We start from the raw sequence: 20,917 nt of genomic DNA on the forward strand, positions 1-20,917 counted from the left end.
CTGTGGGAGCGGGCGTGCCCGCGAATCAGGCTACGCGGTGTATGGCACCGGCTTCGCCGGTGTTCGCGGGCATGCCCGCTCCCAAAAAGGGCGGCGTTCGGCTCGAAATCTGGCTTCAGTCCTGCTCCAGCACCCACTGGCGCTTGCCGGCTGCCAACACTGGCATTTCATCCGGCTGTGCACGGTTCACCGCCTGGAAGATCTCCAGTTTGTCGCCGTCGCGCTTGAGGATGAACGGCGCGCCACGCTGGTTGCGCTCCAGCCACAGGCTGTCATTGCTGCCACCCATGGTCGCGCAATCGCCCGCCAGGCACAGGGCGAAACGGTCTGGTCCGGGCAGGCCAGTGACATTGCCGGTGTCGCTGAAGCGCACGCTGGCGCCTTTGCCCTGGCCTTCGACAATCTTCCAGTTGCCACCCAGGTAGGCCTGGTACAGCGCCTTCTCGAAGTTGCTGCCCAGTGGTGCATTGGCCGCTGCCGGTGCCTTGGCGCGCACGAAGGTCTGCTTGCCGCCGTTCTGATCGACAGCCTGCAGTTCGTCGCCATCGAGCGACAACTGCTCGGTCTGGCCGCCCTGGAAGCTGGCCTGCCATTGCTTGTCGGTGGCGCTCAACTGGCCGTCGGCCGCTTCGAAACCATTGCTGTAGCTGGCCTGCTGGCTGGCGACGTCAAGCTTCCATTCGAACACCGGACCGTGCTCATTGAGCGCCTGACGCAGGCTGCCGCCCTTGACGGCCGCATTGATGGCGTCCTGGTTGATCCAGGTGCCGTTGAAATCTTCGGGTTTGTGGCTGGCGCAGCCGCCCAGAAGCAGGGCTGCCAGCGCGAAAGGCAGTGCTTGACGCATGACGGGGATAACCTTGCAGAGAAGGGAAGGTGACGGGCAGGGCGCCCGTCACCGGGGGCATCATTCGATGACCAGAATGGCGTCCATTTCGACCTGGGCGCCTTTCGGCAGCGCGGCAACGCCGATGGCGGCGCGGGCCGGGTACGGCTGCTCGAAGTAGCGGCCCATCACCTCGTTGACCTTGGCGAAGTGGCTCAGGTCGGTGAGGAAGATGTTCAGCTTGACGATGTCCTTGAACGAACCGCCAGCGGCTTCAGCCACGGCCTTGAGGTTCTCGAACACCTGTACGGTCTGGGCTTCGAAGCCATCGACCAGTTCCATGGTCTTTGGGTCCAGCGGGATCTGGCCCGACATGTACACGGTGTTGCCGGCTTTGATCGCCTGCGAGTAGGTGCCGATGGCGGCAGGGGCCTTGTCGCTGTTGATGACGGTCTTGCTCATGATGACTCCTTGCGGTTGGCGGACTACGTACGCATGCGGGTGATGCGGACCACACCGGTCAGGGTACGCAGCTTCTTGATCACACGCGCCAGGTGCACGCGGTCGTGCACGCTGACCACCAGTTGGACCACGCTGATACGGCCGTCGCGTTCGTCCATGCTGATCTTCTCGATGTTGCCGTCGGCGGCGTTGACACTGCTGGCCAGCAGGGCGATCAGGCCGCGCTGGTGCTCCAGTTCGACACGCAGCTCGACATTGAACTCACCGGTGATGTCCTTGGCCCAGGAGAGCTGTACGCATTTCTCCGGGTTGTGGCGAATTTCACTGATGTTGCGGCAGTTTTCCAGGTGTACGACCATGCCCTTGCCGGCTGACAGGTGGCCGACGATCGGGTCGCCCGGAATCGGCGTGCAGCACTTGGCGTAGCTCAGCACCAGGCCTTCGGTACCGCGGATCGCCAGCGGGCCTTCCGGTGCCGGCAGCTGTTCGCCTTCGGCCGACAGCAGGCGGCGTGCGACCACGTAGGCCATGCGGTTGCCCAGGCCGATGTCTTCGAGCAGGTCTTCGATCAGCTCCAGGCGGTACTCGGCAAGAATCGCCTGGATACGCTCCTGAGGGATCATCTCCAGGCTGCTGTCGAAGCCGGTGAGCACCTTGTTCAGCAGGCGTTCGCCCAGGCTGATGGACTCGGAGCGACGCTGCTGCTTGAGCGCGTGGCGGATGTGCGTGCGCGCCTTGCCGGTAACCACGAAGTTGAGCCAGGCCGGGTTGGGCCGCGCGCCCGGGGCGCTGACGATTTCCACCGTCGAGCCGCTTTGCAGCGGTTCGGACAGCGGCGCCAGTCGGCGGTTGATGCGGCAGGCGATGCAGCTGTTGCCGACGTCGGTGTGCACCGCGTAGGCGAAATCGACGGCCGTGGAGCCTTTGGGCAGCTCCATGATGCGGCCTTTGGGCGTGAACACGTAGACCTCGTCCGGGAACAGGTCGATCTTCACGCTCTCGATGAACTCCAGCGAGTTGCCGGCACGTTGCTGCAGCTCGAGGATGCCCTTGACCCACTGGCGGGCGCGGGCGTGGCTGCCCTTGGGCTGTTCGTCGTCGTTGGACTTGTACAGCCAGTGCGCAGCGATGCCGTTGTTGGCCATCTCCTCCATCTCGCGGGTGCGGATCTGGATTTCGATGGGCACGCCGTGCATGCCGAACAGCGTGGTGTGCAACGACTGGTAGCCATTGGCTTTGGGGATCGCGATGTAATCCTTGAAGCGACCGGGCAGCGGCTTGTACAGGTTGTGCACGGCGCCGAGCACGCGGTAGCAGGTGTCGACCTTGTCGACGACAATGCGGAAGGCGTACACATCCATGATCTCGTTGAAGGCGCGGCGCTTGCCACGCATCTTCTTGTAGATGCCATAGAGGTGCTTCTGCCGGCCGCTGACCTCGCCCTCGATGCCGTCGGCGGCCAGGCAGTTGGCCAGCGAGTGCTCGATCTTGGCGACGATCTCTTTACGATTGCCGCGTGCGCTTTTCACCGCCCTGTGAATCAGCGACGAGCGCATCGGGTGCATGGCCTTGAAGCCGAGGTCCTCGAACTCCACGCGCACGGTGTGCATGCCCAGGCGGTTGGCGATGGGGGCGTAGATTTCGAGGGTTTCCTTGGCGATGCGCCGGCGTTTTTCGCCGGACAGCACTTCCAGGGTGCGCATGTTGTGCAGGCGGTCGGCCAGCTTGACCAGGATCACGCGGATATCGCGGGCCATGGCCATGGCCATCTTCTGGAAGTTTTCGGCCTGCGCCTCGGCCTTGGTCTCGAAGTTCATCTGGGTCAGCTTGCTGACCCCGTCGACCAGTTCGGCCACGGTCTCGCCAAATTGCTGGCTGAGGGCTTCCTTGGCGATGCCGGTGTCTTCGATCACGTCGTGCAGCATGGCCGCCATCAGGCTTTGATGGTCCATGTGCATGTCGGCGAGGATGCTGGCCACGGCCAGCGGGTGGGTCACGTAGGGCTCGCCACTGCGGCGGCGCTGCCCATCGTGGGCCTGTTCGGCGTAGAAATAGGCACGCCGGACCAGGTTGACCTGTTCGGGGCCAAGATAGGTCGACAGCCGTTCGGCCAAGGCTTCTATACCCGGCATGGGTTCACCTCCTGCCGAGGAAGGGGGCCTTGCGCCGTGCGACGTCGACCAGGCATCAATCAGACAGCCTCGTTGTTCTCGTCCTCGAACGCGGCGAACACCGGATCCTCGGTGACGATCTCTTCAGCGGCGATGAACTCGTTGGTGACGATGCCTTCGGCGATTTCACGCAGGGCAACAACGGTCGGCTTGTCGTTTTCCCACGCAACGCGTGGCTCTTTGCCGCCGGTCGCCAGCTGGCGAGCGCGCTTGGTCGAGAGCATGACCAGCTCAAAGCGGTTATCCACGTGTTCCAGGCAGTCTTCAACAGTTACGCGGGCCATGGTCTTCCTCAGTAGCAATTGCGGTGGGCGTGCAGCCCGATAATGGGCAGGCGGACTCGATAGTTTAAAAAATCACCAGCCAATAGGGAAGCGCTGTTTTGTCGGGTAGATCGATGTGGGCTTCTTCGCGGGCATGCCCGCTCCCACAAGTCCTGCACAGTTCCCACCGTCGCCGCTTTACCTGTGAGAGCGGGCGTGCCCGCGAAAGGGCCGGAACAGACACCCTCGATACATGAGCCTGACGATAACCTCAGAGCATCGCGTCACGCAACCGCGGGGTCAGCTCCTCGAACAGGGTCTGCACCGAGCGCAACGCCCGACAATCCGGCCGTGTCAGCAACCATAGCTGGGTGTCGCAACCCGGCAGCGGTCCGCTCAGCGCATCCACCCCGGGCAGTGCGTGCACCATGTAGTCCGGCAACGCCGCCACACCGAGCCCGGCCGTGACCAGCTGGGCGATGGTCGACATGCTGCTGCACTGGTAGCGCGGGCTCAACCCCGGGTGCTGCTGGTTGCGCCAGACCACCGTGGGGTGGTCCTGCATCGAGTCGTCGGGGGCGATCCACGGCACGCTGGCCGGTGACTCTGCCAGGCGTTCGCGCCACTGCGGCTGGCCGCAGACAACGTAGGAGGTGGACCCTAGATTGCGCCCCACCAGGTGCTCCGGCGGCGTGTTGGTCAGGCGCAGGGCTATGTCGGCATCGCGCCGGCTGAGGTTGGCGAAGGTGTTGGAGGTGCCCATCTCCAGCGACAAGGCCGGGTAGTTAGGCATGAACTCGGCCAGCGCCGGCAGCAGCAGGCTGTGCATCACCGCCTCGGTACAGGTCAGGCGCACGGTGCCGCTGACCACCTGCTCGCCACTGGTCATGGCGATGCGCGCCGCCTCCAGTGCCTGCTCGGCGCGTTCGGCCTGTTCGGCCAGGGCCTGGGCGGTGTCGGTCGGCAGGTAGCCTTTGCGGCTTTTTACAAACAGCGCGGTACCGAGTGCCGATTCAAGCCGACGAATCGAGCGAAACACGGTCGAAACGTCGACTTTGAGCAGCTCGGCGGCTTTGGCCAGCGAGCGTCCACGTTCCAGAGCCAGGACCAGGGAGAGGTCGGCGTGGGTAATCTGATATTGCATTGGTGCACGCTCTGCTTGCCGAATTGCCAATGTCTGTTGCGTTTTGGCCATTTTATAGTGGAACGGCCCCCGGGAATCAATGCGCCCGGTCGGGTAACCAGTCCCCACGATGGGAAAGTGAAAAGAACAACAGCTGCAACCATCGTCGCCCGTGAGGCGCCAGCCGTATCCCCACATCGCCGCAGCAAATCAAAGGATGTACAGCCATGACGTCGGTAACCCCGTGCGCCAGTTCTTCCAGCGAGATGAATGACTTCCTCCAGGCCCATCCGGACACGCAGTACGTCGATCTGCTGATCTCCGACATGAACGGCGTGGTACGTGGCAAGCGCATCGAGCGGGCCAGCCTGCACAAGGTTTACGAGAAAGGCATCAACCTGCCGGCATCGCTGTTCGCCCTGGACATCAACGGTTCCACCGTCGAGAGCACCGGCCTTGGCCTGGACATCGGTGATGCCGACCGCATCTGCTTCCCGATCCCCGGCACGCTGTCGGACGAACCGTGGCAGAAGCGCCCCACCGCCCAGTTGTTGATGACCATGCACGAGCTGGATGGCCAGCCGTTCTTCGCCGACCCGCGCGAAGTGCTGCGTCAGGTGGTGAGCAAGTTCGACGACCTGGGCCTGGATATCTGCGCCGCGTTCGAGCTGGAGTTCTACCTGATCGACCAGGACAACCTCAACGGTCGCCCGCAACCGCCGCGTTCGCCAATTTCCGGCAAGCGCCCGCAGTCGACCCAGGTGTACCTGATCGACGACCTCGATGAATATGCCGACTGCCTGCAGGACATGCTCGAAGCGGCCAAGGAGCAGGGCCTTCCCGCCGACGCCATCGTCAAGGAAAGCGCTCCGGCACAGTTCGAGGTCAACCTGCACCACGTGGCTGACCCGCTGAAAGCGTGCGACTACGCGATTCTGCTCAAGCGCCTGATCAAGAACGTCGCCTACGACCATGAAATGGACACCACGTTCATGGCCAAGCCCTACCCGGGCCAGGCAGGCAACGGCCTGCACGTGCACATTTCGTTGCTGGACAAGAAAACCGGCAAGAACATCTTCGCCAGCGACGACCCGCTGCAAAGCGACGCGCTGCGCCACGCCATCGGCGGTGTGCTGGAGACCATGCCAGCGTCGATGGCCTTCCTCTGCCCGAACATCAACTCGTATCGCCGCTTCGGCGCGCAGTTCTACGTGCCCAATGCGCCAAGCTGGGGCCTGGACAACCGCACCGTGGCCGTGCGCGTGCCCACCGACAGCAGCGACAACGTACGCCTCGAACACCGCGTGGCTGGTGCCGACGCCAACCCGTACCTGATGCTGGCTGCAATTCTGGCCGGCGTGCACCACGGCCTGACCAGCAAGGTCGAACCGGGCGCCCCGATCGAGGGCAACTCCTACGAACAGCTGGAGCAGAGCCTGCCGAACAACCTGCGCGATGCCCTGCGCGCGCTGGACGACAGCGAAGTCCTCAACCAATACATCAGCCCGGACTACATCGATATCTTCGTGGCCTGCAAGGAAAGCGAACTGGCCGAGTTCGAAGTGTCGATTTCCGACCTCGAGTACAACTGGTACCTGCACACGGTGTAAGCCCATGAGCGCAAATGCGGTCCCCTTGATCGGTGTCAGCGCCTGCCGCCAGCAGGTGGGGAAGAACTCGTCGCACACGGTAGGCGACAAGTATGTCGAGGCGGCCGGCTTTGCCGGCTTGCCGCTGATCTTGCCGGCTCGTGACGGGGGCAGCGACACGCAGGCGCTGCTGGCCCGCCTGCACGGCATTGTTTTTACCGGCTCACCTTCAAATATCGAACCGCATCATTACAATGGCGCCCCCAGCGCGGCGGGTACCCGGCACGACCTGGCACGCGATCGCTTGACCCTGCCGCTGTTGCAGGCAGCCATTGCCGCTGGTGTACCGGTGTTCTGTATCTGCCGTGGCTACCAGGAATTGAACGTAGCCCTGGGCGGCAGCCTGCACCAGCGCGTGCAGGAACTACCCGGCTACCTTGACCACCGTGAACCTGAGGACGCACCCCTGGAGGTGCAATACGGCCCTCGTCACCCTGTCGGCATCGAGCCTGGCGGGTTGTTCGAGCGCCTGGGCCTGGCGGCGCAGTTCGAGGTCAACTCGCTGCACAGCCAGGGCATCGACCGCCTGGCCCCGGGCCTGCGCGTCGAGGCACGGGCCCCGGATGGCCTGATCGAAGCGGTGTCCATGCCTGCGGCGCCGGGTTTTGTGCTCGGCGTGCAGTGGCACCCGGAATGGCGATTTACCGAAAACCCGGTTTCGCTTCGCCTGTTTCAGGCGTTTCGCGAAGCCTGCATTGCTTACGCAGCACGGGAGGGCGCACGGCAGAAGGCACTCTGACGTCAGCCGAAGGTCTCGGATGACGTGTTCCCGGCAGCAAGCTTTCAATGAGTGAAAGCGGGCCTTGTACCCAAGGCCTGTGAAAACAATTCCAAAATTTACGGCAAATACTCATGAGCAATTACACAGAAGCCGGCCGCCCACCCGATGTGGCGACCGACGCGGGCAACACCCAGCGCAGCAAGGGCCTGGCCAAAGGCCGGCTGGGCTTGCTGGCCAGCGTGGTGCTGGGCATCTCAACCATCGCCCCGGTCTACACCCTGACTGGTGCCCTTGGCCCGACCGTGCGTGAGGTGGGGGCGCACCTGCCTGCCGTGTTCATCGTCGGCTTCCTGCCGATGTTGCTGGTGGCCCTGGGCTACCGCGAACTGAACTCGGCGGAGCCGGACAGCGGTACTTCGTTTACCTGGTCGGCGCGAGCCTTCGGCCCGATGATCGGCTGGATCGGCGGCTGGGGCCTGGTGGTCGCCACCACCATCGTGTTGTCGAACCTGGCAGGGGTCGCGGTCGACTTCTTCTACCTGTTCCTTGGCCAGATCACCGGCAAGCACGAACTGGCGGCGTTGGCCGACAACCTGTTGATCAACGTAGTGACCTGTTGCGTGTTCATTGCCCTGGCGGTATGGATCTGCTGCCGTGGCATCGCCACCACCATGACCGTGCAGTACGGCCTGGTGGCACTGCAGTTGGTGGTGCTGATCGGCTTTGCCTTCGCCGCCTTCGACGGTGCCACCGCGCCGCCGCCGCTTGAATTCGACTTCGCCTGGTTCAACCCGTTCGGTGTCGAATCGTTCTCGGCCTTTGCCGCCGGGCTGTCGCTGTCGATCTTCATCTTTTGGGGATGGGACACCTGCCTGACCGTCAGCGAAGAGTCGGTAGGCAGTGAAGAGGTGCCGGGCAAGGCTGCCACCTGGACCGTGATGTTGATTCTCGGCCTGTATCTGTTCACTGCGATCGCCACCCTGCAGTTTGCCGGGATCAGCGAGTCTGGCCTGGGCCTGAACAATCCGCGCATCCAGGAAAACGTGTTTGCCCACCTGGCTGGCCCGGTCATGGGGCCGCTGGCGATCCTGATGTCCATCGCTGTGCTGGCCAGTACGGCGGCGTCGCTGCAGTCGACCTTCGTGGCGCCGGCACGCACCTTGTTGGCCATGGGTTACTACGGTGCGGTACCGCAGAAGTTCGCCAGCGTCTGCCCACGCTCGCAGACCCCGCGCTACGCCACCATCTGCGCCGGCGTGGCTGCGGGCGTGTTCTACGTGACCATGCGTACCCTGAGCGAGAACGTGCTGGCAGACACCATCACTGCGCTGGGCATGATGATCTGCTTCTACTACTCGCTGACCGCGTTCGCCTGTGTCTGGTATTTCCGCCACAGCCTGTTCGACAGCCTGCGCCACTTCATCATGCGTGGCCTGTGCCCGCTGGTGGGAGGGGTGATCCTGTCGGTGATCTTTGTTCGCACTGCCATCGACAGCGCTTCGCCAGACTTCGGCAGTGGCTCGCATGTGGGCGGGCTGGGGCTGGTGTTCGTGATTGCCGCGATCATCTCGGTGCTCGGCATCGCGCTGATGATGCTGTCGCGCATGCGCGCGCCGGCGTACTTCCTGGGGGCTACCCTGCGTCAGCAGGCTACCTTGCCACTGCAGGAATAAAGCTGGGGGCGCTTTGCGCCCCTATCGCGACACAAGGCCGCTCCTACAAAAGATCGCGTTAGTCAGGCTTGCGCGATCTCCTGTAGGAGCGGCCTTGTATCGCGAAAGGGCTGCAAAGCAGCCCCGTGCGGTCTATCAGGAGAGCAGTTCTTTCAGCAAAGCAGCATGGCGCTGCTGCTGCTTCTTCAACACCAGGCGATTCGAGCGGAACACCGCTTTCAAATCCTCCAGCGCCACGTCGAAATCATCATTGATGATTACGTAGTCATACTCGTCGTAGTGCACCATCTCGCTGACCGCTTCCTTCATGCGCCCCGCGATGATCTCTTCGCTGTCCTGCCCACGGCCGTCCAGGCGATGGCGCAGGGCCTGCTGGCTTGGCGGCAGGATGAACACCGACAACGCCTGCGGCATCAGCTTGCGCACTTGCTGCGCGCCCTGCCAGTCGATTTCCAGGATCAGGTCGTAACCCTGGTCCAGGGTTTGCTGCAGCGCGCTGCGCGAGGTGCCGTAGAAATTGCCGAACACCTCGGCATGCTCCAGGAAGTCGCCTTGGGCGATCAGCGCCCTGAATTCCTCGTGGACGACGAAGTGGTAGTTCACCCCGTGCTGCTCGCCCGGGCGCATGGCGCGGGTGGTGTGCGAAACCGAGACGCGGATTTGCTTGTCGTCTTTGGTCAGGGCGGTGACCAGGCTGGTCTTGCCTGCGCCCGAAGGGGCCGAAACGATGTAGAGGGTGCCGCTGCTGTGGTTCATGGTCGGGGTGGCCTTACTCGATGTTCTGTACTTGTTCACGCATTTGTTCGATCAATACCTTCAGGTTGACCGCCGCTTGCGTGCTGCGTGGGTCGAAGGCCTTGGAGCCGAGGGTGTTGGCCTCGCGGTTGAGCTCCTGCATCAGGAAGTCCAGGCGCCGGCCGGCGGCGCCGCCACCCTTGAGCACCCGGCGCACTTCGGTGACGTGGGTGCTGAGGCGGTCAAGCTCTTCGGCCACGTCGCTCTTCTGGGCCAGCAGTACCATCTCCTGTTCCAGGCGCTGCGGGTCGAGTTCGGCCTGCATGTCGCCGAAACGGTCGAGGATTTTCTGCCGCTGCGCCGCCAGCATCTGCGGCACCAGGGCGCGCAGGGTGGTGACTTCGCTGGCCATGTTGTCCAGGCGTTCGTTGATCAGCCGGGCCAGTTCCTGGCCTTCACGCTGGCGCCCGGCCTTGAGTTCGGCCAGCGCTTCGTCGAACAGCGCCATGGCTTCGGCGTTCAGTGCCTGCGGGTCGCTGGCGTCGGCCACCAGCACGCCTGGCCACGACAGCACCTCCAGCGGGTTCAGCGGTGCCGGCTGCTTGATCAGGCTGGCCACTTCCTCGGCGGCGGCAACCAGCTGCGCGGCGCGTTCGCGGTCCACCTTCAGCGGTTTGCCGTTGCTGTCTTCGTTCAGGCGCAAGGTGCATTCCACCTTGCCCCGCGACAGGCCCTGGCGCAGGCCCTCACGCACGGCGCCTTCGAGGTCGCGCAGGGCCTCGGGCAGGCGCAGGTGCGGTTCCAGGTAACGGTGGTTGACCGAACGCAGCTCCCAGACCAGGGTGCCTTGGCTGCCGGCGCGCTCGACTCGCGCGAAAGCGGTCATGCTGTGCACCATGGGGAGTACCTCGCGTAGATGAATGAACGGTGGGAGCCTCTCGGCTGCAAGGCGCAGGATTGTAGCGCAGTGGGGCCTTGGCGCCCAATCCACCCATGTTACCGACGGGTGGCCTGGCCGGTAGGAAAAGGCGACGGGCTGTGGCGGGCGCGACAATAGGCATGTCTTCCCCGGGCCGTGGGCTCTATAATGCTCGGCAGATTCAAAGTCCCAGTACAGGTATCCCAGATGAAACGTCCAAGTGGTCGCGCCGCCGATCAGCTCCGCTCGATCCGCATTACCCGCAACTACACCAAGCACGCCGAAGGGTCGGTACTGGTCGAGTTCGGTGACACCAAGGTCATTTGCACGGTCAGCGTGGAAAACGGTGTGCCGCGCTTCCTCAAGGGCCAGGGCCAAGGCTGGCTGACCGCCGAATACGGCATGCTGCCGCGCTCCACCGGCGAGCGTAACCAGCGCGAAGCCAGCCGTGGCAAGCAGGGTGGCCGCACCCTGGAAATCCAGCGTCTCATCGGCCGTTCATTGCGCGCCGCGCTGGACATGAGCAAGCTCGGTGACATCACTCTGTACATCGACTGCGACGTGATCCAGGCCGATGGTGGCACCCGTACCGCGTCCATCACCGGTGCCATGGTCGCCCTGTGCGATGCTCTGGCGGTGATCAAGAAGCGCGGTGGCCTCAAGGCCGGCAACCCGCTCAAGCACATGATCGCCGCAGTATCGGTGGGCATGTACCAGGGCGAAGCGGTGCTCGACCTGGACTACCTGGAAGACTCCGCCGCCGAAACCGACCTGAACGTGGTCATGACCAGCGCCGGTGGTTTCATCGAAGTGCAGGGTACCGCCGAAGGTGCGCCGTTCCAGCCTGAAGACTTCAACGCCATGCTCGCTCTGGCGCAGAAGGGCATGAACGAGATCTTCGAACTGCAGCAGGCGGCGCTGGCCGACTGAACCCAGCCAGGGAGGTGCGGGGCATGAGCGAATCCAACCTGTCGATCACCCCGCCCAATGCCGAAATCCGGCAGTGGGCGATGTTCTGCCACCTCTCCGCGCTGTTGGGCCTGGTGGTGCCGCTCGGGCACTTGCTGGGCCCGCTGGTGCTGTGGCACCTCAAGCGCGAGCAAGACCCTTTCATCGACGCCCAGGGCAAAGAGGCGCTGAACTTTCAGATCAGCGTGACCATTGCCGGGTTCATCTGCTTCCTGCTGATGTTCGTGTTCATCGGGCTGATGCTGTTCGCCATGCTGATGGTGGCGGTGCTGGTGCTGATCATCATTGCCGCCGTGCGGGCGAACGAGGGCAAGCCTTATCGCTACCCGATGATCTGGCGACCGATCAAATAGCCATTGGGGCCGCTTCGCGCCCCATCGCCGGCAAGCCAGCTCCCACAGGCTTCAAAAGCTGTGGTGACCCTTGTGGGAGCTGGCTTGCCGGCGATGGGCTGCGAAGCAGCCCCAATTGGCGTTTAGATGGTCAACGTCCAGTCATAGTCGACGATCAACGGCGCATGCTGGGAGAAGCGCGGCTGACGTGGCAGGCGGGCATTGCGCACGAAGCGGCGCAGGCCCGGGGTGAGGATCTGGTAGTCGAACCGGTAGCCCAGGTTGAGCATTTCGGCCTGCTCGTTGTCCGGCCACCAGCTGTACTGATCACCCTCACGGCTGACTTCGCGCAGGGCATCGACGTAACCCATCTCGCCAGTGATCGCGTCCATCCAGGCACGCTCCGGCGCCAGGAAGCCCGGCGACTGCTGGCTGTCACGCCAGTTCTTGATGTCGAGCTTCTGCTGCGCCACGTAGAACGAGCCGCAGTAGATGTATTCGCGACGCTTGCGACGCTGTTTGTCCAGGTACTTGGCGAAGTCGTCCATCAACTTGAACTTCTGGTTCAAGTCTTCGTCGCCGTTCATGCCCGAAGGCAGCAGCAGGCTGGCAATACTGACTTTGTCGAAATCTGCTTGCAGGTAACGCCCGTAGCGGTCGGCTGTCTCGAAGCCCAGGCCGGTGATGACTGCCTTGGGCTGCATGCGCGAATACAGGGCCACACCACCTTGGGCAGGCACCTCCGCGTCGCAGGCATAAAGGAAATAGCCATCGAGCTGGAAAGCTGGGTCATCGAGTTCAAAGGCCGAGGCGCGGGTATCCTGAAGGCAGATGACGTCGGCATTCTGGGCTTGCAGCCAGCTGAGCAAACCACGCTCGGCCGCAGCCTGAATGCCATTTACGTTCACACTGATGATCCGCATAAATGGCCCCAAAAATCTCGTGCGTGTATGATACCCGAGCTCAACCCATTTAGCTAAATCCGTGGTGTCCGGGACTATCCATGCAGCCGTATCAGCGCGACTTCATCCGTTTTGCCATCGATCGCGGGGTACTGCGTTTCGGTGAATTCACCCTGAAATCGGGGCGTACCAGCCCGTATTTCTTCAATGCCGGCCTGTTCAACAGCGGTTCTGCCCTGGCCCAGCTGGGCCGTTGCTATGCGGCGGCCATCGTCGACAGCAAGATCCCGTTCGACGTGCTGTTCGGCCCGGCCTACAAGGGTATCCCGCTGGCGGCGGCCACCGCCGTGGCCCTGGCCGAGCAGCACCAGCTCGACGTGCCATGGTGCTTCAACCGCAAGGAAGCCAAGGACCATGGTGAAGGCGGCAGCCTGGTCGGCGCACCGCTGGCCGGTGATGTGCTGATCATCGACGACGTGATCACTGCCGGTACCGCCATTCGTGAGGTCATGCAGATCATCAACGCCCAGCAGGCCAAGGCTGCTGGTGTGCTGATCGCACTGAACCGCGAAGAGCGTGGCAATGGCGAGCTTTCGGCGATCCAGGAAGTGGAGCGCGACTTCGGTATCCCGGTGGTCAGCATCGTGTCGCTGACCCAGGTGCTGGAGTTCCTGGCCGATGACCCTCAGCTGAAGCAGCACCTGCCGGCTGTCGAGGCTTACCGGGCGCAGTACGGGATCTGATCCTGGCCTGGCAATGAAAAAGGCGACCTTCTTGTGAAGGTCGCCTTTTTTGTGTCGCCTGTACCGGCCTCTTCGCGGGCATGCCCGCTCCCACAGGTTTTGCGCCATCCCTGTGGGAGCGGGCGTGCCCGCGAAGGGGCAGTGCAGGCTAACCGATCACTCAGCGCGGTTTGCGGTTGGTAATCAAGGTACCCACGCCGCTGTCGGTGAAGATTTCCAGCAGCACTGCATTCGGCACGCGGCCGTCGATGATGTGCGAGCTGTTCACGCCGCCCTGGACCGCATCCAGCGCGCACTTGATCTTCGGCAGCATGCCGCCGTAGATGGTACCGTCAGCGATCAGTTCGTTGACCTGCTCGGTGGTCAGGCCGGTCAGTACTTCGCCCTGCTTGTCCATCAGGCCGGCGATGTTGGTCAGCAGCATCAGCTTCTCGGCCTTCAGCGCCTCGGCTACCTTGCCCGCCACCAGGTCGGCGTTGATGTTGTACGACTCACCGTTGGCACCCACGCCGATCGGCGCGATCACCGGGATGAAGTCGCCCTTCACCAGCATGTTCAACAGGTCGGTGTTCACGCTTACCACTTCGCCCACGTGGCCGATGTCGATGATTTCCGGGGTGGTCATCTCGGGCGTCTGGCGGCTGACAGTCAGCTTGCGGGCGCGGATCAGCTCCGCGTCCTTGCCGGTCAGGCCGATGGCGCTGCCGCCGTGGCGGTTGATCAGGTTGACGATGTCCTTGTTGACCTGGCCACCCAGCACCATCTCTACCACGTCCATGGTCGCCGAGTCGGTGACGCGCATGCCGTCGATGAAGTGGCTTTCGATCGACAGGCGCTTGAGCAGGTCGCCGATCTGCGGGCCACCACCGTGGACCACCACCGGGTTGATGCCCACAGCCTTCATCAGCACGATGTCACGGGCGAAGCCGGTCTTGAGCTCCTCGCTCTCCATCGCGTTGCCGCCGTACTTGATCACCAGGGTCTTGCCGACAAAGCGGCGGATGTAAGGCAGTGCTTCGGACAAAACCTCGGCTACATGGGAAGCGGCATCGCGATCGAGGGTCATGCAGGGCTCCTGTAAGGAACAGATAGTCGGTCAGAACGGCAGTTGCAACTCAGGCTCTACCCGCAGCAACTGGGTACGGAATACATCCTTGATACGTTGCAATTCGGCGTCGCTGTCGGCCTCGAAGCGCAGCACCAGCACCGGGGTGGTGTTGGAGGCGCGAACCAGGCCCCAGCCGTGGGCGTAATCCACCCGCACACCGTCGATGGTGGTCAGGTTGGCTTCGCCCCAGTCGGCGTCGCGTTGCAGTGCATCAATGATGCTGAATTTACCCTCGTCGGTCACATCAATATTGATTTCCGGCGTGGAAATATCGTTCGGGAAGGCGGCAAACAGGTTTTCGGCGCTCTGCCCGGCCTTGCTGAGGATCTCTAGCAGGCGCGCGGCACTGTAGATGCCGTCGTCGAAACCGTACCAGCGTTCCTTGATGAAGATGTGACCGCTCATCTCGCCGGCCAGCAGCGAGCCGGTCTGCTTCATCTTCTTCTTGATCAGCGAGTGACCAGTCTTCCACATCAGTGCGCGGCCGCCGTGCTGCTCGATCAGCGGGGTCAGGCGACGGGTGCATTTGACGTCGAAGATGATCTCGGCGCCCGGGTTGCGCGACAGCACGTCCTGGGCAAACAGCATCAGCAGGCGGTCGGGGTAGACGATGCTGCCGGTATTGGTCACCACGCCGACGCGGTCGCCGTCACCGTCGAAGGCCAGGCCGATATCGGCGCCGGTTTCCTTGACCTTGGCGATCAGGTCTTCGAGGTTTTCCGGCTTGCCTGGGTCCGGGTGGTGGTTGGGGAAGTTGCCGTCGACCTCGCAGAACAGCGGGATCACTTCGCAGCCCAGGGCTTCGATCAATTGCGGCGCGATTACGCCCGCGGCACCGTTGCCACAGTCCACGACCACCTTGAGCTTCCTGGCCAGCTTCACGTCCTCGACAATCTGCTGGAAGTAGCGGTCAAGGATCTCGACCTTTTCCACGCGGCCATCGGCGCGGCTCAGGTTGTTGGTTTTCAGGCGGGTCAGCAGGGCCTGGATCTGTTCGTTGGCCAGGGTGTCACCGGCAATCACGATCTTGAAGCCGTTGTAGTCCGACGGGTTGTGGCTGCCGGTCAGCATCACTCCGGACTTGCCGGCCAGCACATTGGCTGCATAGTACAGGGCCGGGGTAGGCACCAGGCCGACGTCGCTGACGTGGCACCCGGCGTCGACCAGGCCCTTGATCAGCTCTTCGACCAGCATCGGGCCGGACAGGCGGCCATCGCGGCCGACCGAAACCTGCGGTTCGCCCTGGGCCAGGCTCTGCGCGCCGATGGCACGGCCGATCCAGTAGGCGGTTTCGGCGTGAAGGGTTTTGCCGACCACGCCGCGAATGTCATACGCGCGGAAAATGCTGTCTGGCAGTGCGGCGGGTACCAGGTGGGCCATGTCGTTCATCTCTGGAAGCTCCATTAGTCAAAGGCTTTCTGGGCAGGCGCAAACTGAACGCTTGGACGGTGGTTTCGCCAGAGAGTTCGCCATCCTTGGCCTGAACGGTCGTTTCTCGGCTCAGTGGCTGCCGGAATGACCAAAGCCGCCAGCGCCGCGCTGGCTTTCATCGAACGCTTCGACGATGTCGAAATGGGCCTGGACTACGGGTACCAGCACCAGCTGGGCAATGCGCTCGCCAACGGCGATGGTGAACGGGGTGTTGCCACGGTTCCAGCACGACACCATCAACTCGCCCTGGTAGTCCGAGTCGATCAGCCCGACCAGGTTGCCCAGCACGATGCCGTGTTTATGGCCCAGGCCCGAGCGTGGCAGGATCACCGCCGCCAGGCCCGGGTCGCCGATGTAGATCGACAGGCCGGTAGGGATGAGCAGGGTCTGGCCTGGCTCGAGGACGGTGTCTTCCTTTAGCAGGGCGCGCAGGTCGAGGCCGGCGGAGCCAGGGGTGGCGTAGGTCGGCAGCGGAAATTCGCTGCCCAGGCGTGGGTCGAGGATCTTGGCTTGAAGAGCGTGCATGTAACTTATTGAACCTGGTTGAGCCGTTCGGCGATGAAGGCGACCAGTTGCCGGGCAATCTTGCCTTTGCTGGTCTGCGCGAAGAGGGTCTGGTGCTGCTGGCGGTCGATCACGGTCAAGGCGTTTTCTTCGCTGTTGAAGCCAATGCTGGGGTTGGCCACATCATTGGCGACGATCAGGTCGAGGTTCTTGTCCTTGAGCTTGCGCGTGGCGTAATCGAGCAAGTGTTCGGTCTCGGCGGCGAAACCGACGCTGAACGGGCGGTCGGCGCGGCCAGCGAGGGTGGCAAGAATATCGGGATTGCGCACCATCTGCAGCAGCATGCCGTCGCCGGTCGTAGGATCTTTCTTCAGTTTTTGAGTGGCAACGACTTCCGGGCGGTAGTCCGCGACCGCCGCCGAGGCGATGAACAGGTCGCACGGCATGGCCGCTTCACAGGCGGCGAGCATGTCCCGCGCGCTGACCACGTCGATTCGGCTGACCCGGTCGGGCGTCGGCAGGTGTACCGGGCCGGTGACGAGGGTGACCCGAGCCCCGGCTTCGGCGGCCGCTTCGGCCAGAGCGAAGCCCATCTTGCCGGAGCTATGATTGGTGATGTAACGCACCGGGTCGATGTTTTCCTGGGTCGGGCCGGCGGTAATCAGTACGTGCTTGCCGGTCAGTGCCTGGCGCTTGAAGCTTTCCGCGGCACACCAGGCCAGGTCGGTGGCTTCGAGCATGCGGCCCAGGCCCACGTCGCCACAGGCCTGGCTGCCGGACGCCGGGCCGAACACCTGGATTCCACGGCTCTTGAGCAGCTCGAGGTTGGCCTGGGTGGCCGGGTCGCGCCACATGGCCTGGTTCATCGCCGGGGCTACGGCAACGGTGGCGTCGGTGGCCAGCACCAGGGTGGTCAGCAAGTCATCGGCCATGCCTTGGGCCATGCGCGCCATGAGGTCGGCGGTGGCGGGGGCGATCAGCACCAGGTCGGCCCACTTGGCCAGTTCGATATGGCCCATGGCCGCTTCGGCGGCAGGGTCGAGCAGGTCCATGTGCACCGGGTGGCCCGACAACGCCTGCAGGGTCAGCGGGGTGATGAACTCTGCACCCCCACGGGTCATGACGACGCGCACCTGCGCGCCGTGCTCCAGGAGACGGCGAATCAGTTCGGCGCTTTTGTAGGCGGCAATGCCGCCACCCACGCCGAGAACGATGCGCTTGCGATACAGCCGCTGCATAGGCTTGCCTTTTTCCAGTGAGAGCGGGCGGCGACGTTTGAAGATGCCTGCGGCAGAACGTCGCATGTACGAGGCGAAATAGATTAACACAGGGCCGAAATGGGCCGCAGCAAAGGCAAAGGGACGGGATGAATATCAGGGAGTGGCCGGCTGAAGAACGGCCGAGGGAGAAGTTGCTGCAGCGTGGGGCAGCGGCGCTGTCGGATGCAGAGTTGCTTGCCGTGCTGCTAGGTTCCGGGGTTGCCGGGCGTAATGTGCTGGACCTTGCGCGGGGGCTGCTGGTTCGTTTTGGCGGGCTGAGGCAGTTTCTTGAGGCTGATCGCGAGGCTGTACTGCGCGAGCCGGGCATAGGGGCCGTGAAATATGCACAGTTACAGGCGCTTTTGGAGATCGGCCGACGTTATCTGGATGAGAACATCGAGCGCGCAGCGGCTCTCGAAGGCCCGGCGGCGGTACGGCGTTATCTCAAGGCCATGCTGCGTCATGAGGCCAGTGAGGTATTCGGTTGCCTGTTTCTCGATACCAAGCACAGGCCGTTAGCTTTTGAAATCCTGTTCAGGGGCACGATAGACCGGGCGAGTGTCTACCCGCGGGAGGTGGTGCGGCGGGCATTGCTGCATAACGCGGCGGCTTTGATCCTGTGTCATAACCACCCCTCGGGTATCAGTGAACCGAGCCAGGACGATGTGCATTTGACCCTATCGTTGAAGCGGGGGCTGGCGTTGATCGATGTGCGGGTGCTGGACCACATCATCATTGGCGACGGGGAGCCGCTGTCGATGGTCGAGCATGGGTGGATCGTGGCTTAGGCCCTTGTGCTGCCTGTCCCGGCCTCTTCGCGGGCTCGCCCGCTCCCACAGGTATCGCACCAACCTTGAGTGTTGTGCTGTCCCTGTGGGAGCGGGCGAGCCCGCGAAGAGGCCGGTGCAGGTTTACTTGGTCACTGAGACCTTGCTGAAATCCAGCCGCCCGAACGGGCTCACCTGATACCCCTCTACACCCTGACGCAGCAGCGTCGCCGCCGTAGGATGCGCCAATGGCACCCACAGCGCCTGCTGCTGAATCAAGGTTTGCGCCTGCTGGTACAGCCGGCTGCGCACGCTCTGGTCGTTGGTGGTACGCCCGGCGCTGATCAGCTGGTCCAGGCGGCTGTCGCAGAAGCGTGCGAAGTTGGTCCCCGACTGCACCGCCGCGCAGGAAAACTGCGGGCTGAGGAAGTTGTCCGGGTCCCCGTTGTCCCCCGCCCAGCCCATGAACAGCAGGTCATGCTCGCCCGCCTTGGCGCGGCGGATCAGCTCGCCCCACTCGATCACGCGAATCTCGGCCTTGATCCCGACCTTGGCCAGGTCCGCCTGCAGCATCTGTGCACCAAGGCTGGGGTTGGGGTTGAGCAGGCTGCCCGACGGACGGGTCCAGATCGTGGTGCTGAAGCCCTCGGCCAGGCCGGCCTTGGTCAGCAGGGACTTGGCTTTTTTAAGGTCCAGCGGGTAGCCGGCCAGGTCCTTGGCGTAGCTCCAGGTATTGGGCGGGTAGGGGCCGTTGGCGGCCACCGCGGAGTCTTCGAATACCGCCTTGAGGTAGGCCTGCTTGTCGAAGGCCAGGTTGATGGCCTGGCGCACCTCCGGTTTATCCAGCGGCGGGTGCTGGCTGTTGATGGCGACAAAGGCGGTCATGAACGCCGGGGTGGTGGCCACCTTGAGGTTGCCGTCCTTTGCAGCTTCGGCAATATCCAGTGGTTTGGGTGACAATGCGACCTGGCACTCGCCGCGCTTGAGCTTCTGCAGACGCACGTTGGCGTCGGTGGTGATGGCGAAGATCAGCGGGTCGACCGCCGGCTTGCCGGCGAAGTAGTCGGGGTTGGCGCGGTAGCGCACCACGGCGTCCTTCTGGAAACGCTGGAACACTAACGGCCCGGTGCCGACCGGCTGGCTGTTGAGCTTCTCCGGCGTGCCGGCCTTGAGCAGCTTGTCGGCATATTCGGCGGAGTAGATCGAGGCGAAGCCCATGCTCAAGGTGGCCAGGAACGTGGCGTCCGGATGGTTGAGGGTGAAGCGCACGGTGTTCGGCGTCGGCGCCTCGATCGCCTTGATCAGGCTGCCCAGCTGCAGCGACTGGGCATGCGGGTAACCGCCCGGTGCGGTCTTGTGCCAGGCATGGGCGGGGTAGAGCATGCGCTGGAAGCTGAACAGCACATCGTCGGCGTTCAGGGCGCGGCTTGGCTTGAAATAGGCGGTGCTGTGGAATTTCACCTCGTCACGCAGGGTGAAGTCGTAGATCAGGCCATCGGCCGATACCGTCCAGCTGGTTGCCAGGCTCGGTACCACCTTGCCTTGCGCCGCGTCGAATTCCACCAGGCGGTTCATCAGCACATCGGCCGTGGCGTTGGTGGTGGTCAGCGAGTTGTACTGCACCACATCGAAGCCTTCGGGGCTGGCCTCGCTGCAGACGCTCAGCGGGGCTGCCTGGGCAGCGCCTGCGGCAAACAGGGCGCCTGCGGCGAACAGGGAGTTGAACAATAAGGAAAGGGCGGCGGCACGCATGGTGGCTCCTTGGCTGTCAGTGGCCCATCTGCCAGTGCAGTCTGGAAAAGGCCTACCCTAGTGTGCCCGTCGGGAAATGACCACACCCTTTTTTACAAAACTGGCGACGAGCGGTCGACGGCTGGCGGGGCCTGCCGCTATGCTGGCCCGGCGCGCTTGGCCGGTACCGGAAACGTATCTTCTGTTGTTGTGGCCAAGTCTTTCTGGTATAAAGCAGCGCTCTTTTCTAGGGGCTCGGCCTGTCGCGTCAGCGTATCCGGTCGGTAAGACCTCCAGAATCACGGCGTCCAGGCGCCAAAGACTGAGAGATTAAGCGGCCAACCCATGCCGGGTTGGGCATGTGGTTTTAGAGGGCTGAGTCATGTCGAGAGTCTGTCAAGTTACTGGTAAGGGTCCAGTAACCGGGAACAACATTTCCCACGCAAACAACAAAACCCGTCGTCGTTTCCTGCCGAACCTGCAGCACCACCGTTTCTGGGTTGAATCCGAGAAGCGTTTCGTGCGTCTGCGCGTATCCGCCAAAGGCATGCGCGTCATTGACAAGCGTGGTATCGACGTAGTGCTGGCCGAGCTGCGCGCTCGCGGCGAAAAGTTCTAAGGAGAACGTC

20 protein-coding genes and 1 pseudogene are annotated in these 20,917 nt (G+C 63.2%); 8 read left to right on the top strand and 13 right to left on the bottom strand.

All coding sequences use genetic code 11. The features are described from left to right. Positions 1 to 115: 115 nt before the first annotated feature. From CAF70_RS00945 to CAF70_RS00965, 5 genes are all read right to left on the bottom strand, one after another. Complete coding sequence (locus tag CAF70_RS00945) at positions 116 to 847, bottom strand: hypothetical protein (RefSeq protein ID WP_085621513.1); 732 nt, start codon at positions 845 to 847, stop codon at positions 116 to 118. 60 nt (positions 848 to 907) lie between these two features. Next, positions 908 to 1,288, bottom strand: a complete 381-nt coding sequence (locus CAF70_RS00950; RefSeq protein ID WP_085621514.1) for a RidA family protein — start codon at positions 1,286 to 1,288, stop codon at positions 908 to 910. Between the two features lie 23 nt (positions 1,289 to 1,311). After that, entirely contained in the window at positions 1,312 to 3,420 is a 2,109-nt protein-coding gene (gene spoT, locus CAF70_RS00955) for a bifunctional GTP diphosphokinase/guanosine-3',5'-bis pyrophosphate 3'-pyrophosphohydrolase (protein WP_013974799.1), read from the bottom strand. Positions 3,421 to 3,479: 59 nt separating this feature from the next. Beyond that, positions 3,480 to 3,743, bottom strand: coding sequence for a DNA-directed RNA polymerase subunit omega (gene rpoZ, locus CAF70_RS00960; RefSeq protein ID WP_003253383.1), 264 nt, complete (start codon positions 3,741 to 3,743; stop codon positions 3,480 to 3,482). A 250-nt stretch (positions 3,744 to 3,993) separates the two neighbouring features. Further along, complete coding sequence (locus CAF70_RS00965; protein ID WP_085621515.1) at positions 3,994 to 4,866, bottom strand: LysR family transcriptional regulator; 873 nt, start codon at positions 4,864 to 4,866, stop codon at positions 3,994 to 3,996. 206 nt (positions 4,867 to 5,072) lie between these two features. Between CAF70_RS00965 and CAF70_RS00970 the strand changes: the two genes are divergently transcribed. The 3 genes from CAF70_RS00970 to CAF70_RS00980 all read left to right on the top strand — a co-directional run bounded on the left by CAF70_RS00970 (position 5,073) and on the right by CAF70_RS00980 (position 8,888). After that, positions 5,073 to 6,455, top strand: a complete 1,383-nt coding sequence (locus CAF70_RS00970) for a glutamine synthetase family protein (RefSeq protein ID WP_085621516.1) — start codon at positions 5,073 to 5,075, stop codon at positions 6,453 to 6,455. Positions 6,456 to 6,459: 4 nt separating this feature from the next. Further along, positions 6,460 to 7,233 (top strand): gamma-glutamyl-gamma-aminobutyrate hydrolase family protein, encoded by a 774-nt coding sequence (locus tag CAF70_RS00975; protein ID WP_085621517.1) that lies wholly within the window; start codon positions 6,460 to 6,462, stop codon positions 7,231 to 7,233. A 113-nt stretch (positions 7,234 to 7,346) separates the two neighbouring features. Then, complete coding sequence (locus CAF70_RS00980; protein WP_085621518.1) at positions 7,347 to 8,888, top strand: APC family permease; 1,542 nt, start codon at positions 7,347 to 7,349, stop codon at positions 8,886 to 8,888. A 135-nt stretch (positions 8,889 to 9,023) separates the two neighbouring features. Here the strand turns inward: CAF70_RS00980 and gmk are convergent, their stop codons facing one another. Together gmk and CAF70_RS00990 are read right to left on the bottom strand one after the other, a co-directional pair. Then, positions 9,024 to 9,644, bottom strand: a complete 621-nt coding sequence (gene gmk, locus CAF70_RS00985) for a guanylate kinase (RefSeq protein ID WP_085621519.1) — start codon at positions 9,642 to 9,644, stop codon at positions 9,024 to 9,026. Positions 9,645 to 9,657: 13 nt separating this feature from the next. Beyond that, complete coding sequence (locus CAF70_RS00990) at positions 9,658 to 10,521, bottom strand: YicC/YloC family endoribonuclease (RefSeq protein ID WP_085621520.1); 864 nt, start codon at positions 10,519 to 10,521, stop codon at positions 9,658 to 9,660. 228 nt (positions 10,522 to 10,749) lie between these two features. On the opposite strand from CAF70_RS00990, the gene rph reads away from it, so the two are divergent. Together rph and CAF70_RS01000 are read left to right on the top strand one after the other, a co-directional pair. Continuing rightward, on the top strand, positions 10,750 to 11,472 hold the full coding sequence (gene rph / locus CAF70_RS00995; protein ID WP_085621521.1) for a ribonuclease PH: 723 nt from the start codon (positions 10,750 to 10,752) through the stop codon (positions 11,470 to 11,472). Between the two features lie 23 nt (positions 11,473 to 11,495). Continuing rightward, on the top strand, positions 11,496 to 11,864 hold the full coding sequence (locus CAF70_RS01000; RefSeq protein WP_046613694.1) for a DUF4870 domain-containing protein: 369 nt from the start codon (positions 11,496 to 11,498) through the stop codon (positions 11,862 to 11,864). Positions 11,865 to 11,986: 122 nt separating this feature from the next. Here the strand turns inward: CAF70_RS01000 and CAF70_RS01005 are convergent, their stop codons facing one another. Next, positions 11,987 to 12,766, bottom strand: a complete 780-nt coding sequence (locus tag CAF70_RS01005) for an exodeoxyribonuclease III (RefSeq protein ID WP_003253401.1) — start codon at positions 12,764 to 12,766, stop codon at positions 11,987 to 11,989. Positions 12,767 to 12,846: 80 nt separating this feature from the next. Between CAF70_RS01005 and pyrE the strand changes: the two genes are divergently transcribed. After that, positions 12,847 to 13,488, top strand: a complete 642-nt coding sequence (pyrE, locus tag CAF70_RS01010) for an orotate phosphoribosyltransferase (RefSeq protein ID WP_054886770.1) — start codon at positions 12,847 to 12,849, stop codon at positions 13,486 to 13,488. A gap of 160 nt (positions 13,489 to 13,648) precedes the next feature. Here pyrE and argB read toward each other — a convergent pair whose 3' ends face one another. The 4 genes and pseudogenes from argB to coaBC all read right to left on the bottom strand — a co-directional run bounded on the left by argB (position 13,649) and on the right by coaBC (position 17,769). Then, positions 13,649 to 14,554, bottom strand: coding sequence for an acetylglutamate kinase (gene argB / locus CAF70_RS01015; RefSeq protein WP_085621522.1), 906 nt, complete (start codon positions 14,552 to 14,554; stop codon positions 13,649 to 13,651). A 30-nt stretch (positions 14,555 to 14,584) separates the two neighbouring features. Beyond that, positions 14,585 to 15,952: pseudogene (locus CAF70_RS01020) on the bottom strand (phosphomannomutase/phosphoglucomutase); the annotation flags it as partial. 144 nt (positions 15,953 to 16,096) lie between these two features. After that, positions 16,097 to 16,552, bottom strand: a complete 456-nt coding sequence (dut, locus tag CAF70_RS01025) for a dUTP diphosphatase (protein WP_016712700.1) — start codon at positions 16,550 to 16,552, stop codon at positions 16,097 to 16,099. 5 nt (positions 16,553 to 16,557) lie between these two features. After that, complete coding sequence (gene coaBC, locus CAF70_RS01030; protein ID WP_012274821.1) at positions 16,558 to 17,769, bottom strand: bifunctional phosphopantothenoylcysteine decarboxylase/phosphopantothenate--cysteine ligase CoaBC; 1,212 nt, start codon at positions 17,767 to 17,769, stop codon at positions 16,558 to 16,560. Positions 17,770 to 17,897: 128 nt separating this feature from the next. On the opposite strand from coaBC, the gene radC reads away from it, so the two are divergent. Beyond that, a complete protein-coding gene (gene radC / locus CAF70_RS01035; RefSeq protein ID WP_085621524.1) occupies positions 17,898 to 18,578 on the top strand; it encodes a DNA repair protein RadC in 681 nt (226 codons plus the stop codon). 123 nt (positions 18,579 to 18,701) lie between these two features. On the opposite strand, the gene CAF70_RS01045 is transcribed toward radC, so the two are convergent. Beyond that, positions 18,702 to 20,309, bottom strand: coding sequence for an ABC transporter substrate-binding protein (locus CAF70_RS01045; RefSeq protein ID WP_085621525.1), 1,608 nt, complete (start codon positions 20,307 to 20,309; stop codon positions 18,702 to 18,704). Between the two features lie 361 nt (positions 20,310 to 20,670). Between CAF70_RS01045 and rpmB the strand changes: the two genes are divergently transcribed. Continuing rightward, positions 20,671 to 20,907 (top strand): 50S ribosomal protein L28, encoded by a 237-nt coding sequence (gene rpmB / locus CAF70_RS01050; RefSeq protein ID WP_003258972.1) that lies wholly within the window; start codon positions 20,671 to 20,673, stop codon positions 20,905 to 20,907. Positions 20,908 to 20,917 lie beyond the last annotated feature (10 nt).

This window comes from Pseudomonas sp. B19(2017) (genome assembly GCF_002113165.1).
Lineage (GTDB): Bacteria > Pseudomonadota > Gammaproteobacteria > Pseudomonadales > Pseudomonadaceae > Aquipseudomonas.